The organism is Paenarthrobacter sp. Z7-10 (genome assembly GCF_026932795.1).
GTDB lineage: Bacteria > Actinomycetota > Actinomycetes > Actinomycetales > Micrococcaceae > Arthrobacter_M.
Genome location: NZ_JADPVH010000119.1, coordinates 1 through 1,738, shown reverse-complemented (window position 1 = coordinate 1,738; position 1,738 = coordinate 1). Strand labels below are relative to the sequence as shown.

1 protein-coding gene is annotated in these 1,738 nt (G+C 58.6%); it reads left to right on the top strand.

What is annotated here, in order from left to right:
- The first annotated feature begins 570 nt into the window (after window positions 1–570).
- Window positions 571–1,698, top strand: a complete 1,128-nt coding sequence (locus IV498_RS18670; RefSeq protein ID WP_269048571.1) for a ferritin-like domain-containing protein — start codon at window positions 571–573, stop codon at window positions 1,696–1,698.
- The last annotated feature ends 40 nt before the right edge of the window (window positions 1,699–1,738 follow it).

The window sequence follows — 1,738 nt, the reverse complement described above, 5'->3', positions numbered from 1 at the left end:
CTCTATGGCTAACGGAAGGGGCGGTTGGGCAGTCATCACACTCATGATCCCACCCCTCAGCAACCGAACATTTCTTCTACTAGATTATATAACAAATGAGGGAGGATTAAAAGCCGGTCGCCCAACGAAAGACCCGAGATTACAAGGTGTAGCTAGACAATCGACCATCCCATGTCAGAAGTCCTGGGCCTCCCGGGCCCGGGAGGCCTACCCCTTATTCGTCGTGACCCAGACCACGGACGGGTCAAAGAGCTGAAAGGTTCCCCCGTCAAACCATCCACCCATCCTGCCCCGGGTCCACGCAGTCACAGCGGACCGGCTGCCCGCAAAGTTTTCTTTGACATTTTTTCACCTCCTCATTACAGTCTTGTAGGTTTTGCTTGACAAAGCCTTGCATTGTGACGGACATTTAGTCCACGCCCGAATTGTCATCCGCGTTGGTCACGGATGGTGTGTTTTTTAGGCAGGTCAGGGGCTTTCCACCGCTGGGGCCAGAGTGTCAGCTTGGATGTTTCCATTCAGGTGTATAGCTAGGTCTCGAATGTTTTTCTCTCCTGATAGGGGATATCCATGTTTGACAAAGCGTTTATTTCGAAGGCGATTTCCCGCAGTGCTGAGAACCCGGTGGATCGGCGGCGGTTCTTCCGCTCGGCCGGTATCGGCGGTTTGGGTGTGGGTGGTCTCATGCTGACCTCCGCTGCGGCGGCCTCGGCGGCGCCGGGTGATTCCACGCAGGGCCCCAGCGATTCGGCGATCCTGAACTTCGCTTTGAATCTGGAGTATTTGGAAGCCGAGTTCTATCTGCGGGCTACCACCGGTGCGGGGCTGCCGGATAACATGACCGGTGGCAAGGGCACCCGCGGGAACGTCAGCGGCGGTCGTAAGGTTCCGTTCAAAACCAAGAACATTATGCAGTTCGCCCAGGAAATAGCACGCGATGAGCAACAACATGTCGCGTTCCTGCGCACCGCGTTGGGGAGCGCGGCCGTATCGCGTCCGAGCATCGATATTAGCGCCAGCTTCTCCGCTGCGGCGATGGCGGCAGGGTTGATCAAAAAGGGGGAGACCTTTGATGTGTACGCCAACGAACAAAACTTCCTGCTGGGGGCCTTCATCTTCGAAGACGTCGGTGTCACCGCATACAAGGGTGCTGCCCCGCTGATTTCCAACAAAACCTATCTCAGCGCTGCTGCCGGTATCCTCGCTGTTGAGGCGTACCACGCCGCGAATATCCGCAGCACACTGTACAACCTGGGGCTCGCTGCACCGACTGTGAAGATCTCCGATGCGCGGGACAGCCTGGACGGGCCCAGCGATGATGATCAGGGCATTGTGCAGAACGGGGTGGCAAACATCAACCCGACCGATGCTAACGGCATCGCGTTCGGACGGAACCCGGGGCAGGTGTTGAACATTGTTTACCTCACACCCAAGCAAGCCACGTCCGGGGGGTTCTTCCCCGCCGGTGTCAACGGCAGCATCAATACCAGCGGCACCCCGGGCGGTTCGCAGGTTTCCGACATGCCCAGCGGAGCACCGGGTACCGGTGTCGTGCAGGAACACGGCCAGTCCGGTCAGCCCGACCTTGGGATGGTCGGCCTGGGCAGTGGGCTGCTCGTCGCCGCAGCCGGTGCCATGGCAGTCCGGCACAAGATGAGCGACGGGACCAAGGACAGTGTCCAGGACAGCACCGAGTAAGACGTAGACACCCTCTGCTCCACGAGGTCACTGATCCAGT

Excerpts from the sequence above, each read along its gene's own strand:
- IV498_RS18670 (WP_269048571.1), top strand. The coding sequence starts at position 571 with ATGTTTGACAAAGCGTTTATTTCGAAGGCGATTTCCCGCAGTGCTGAG.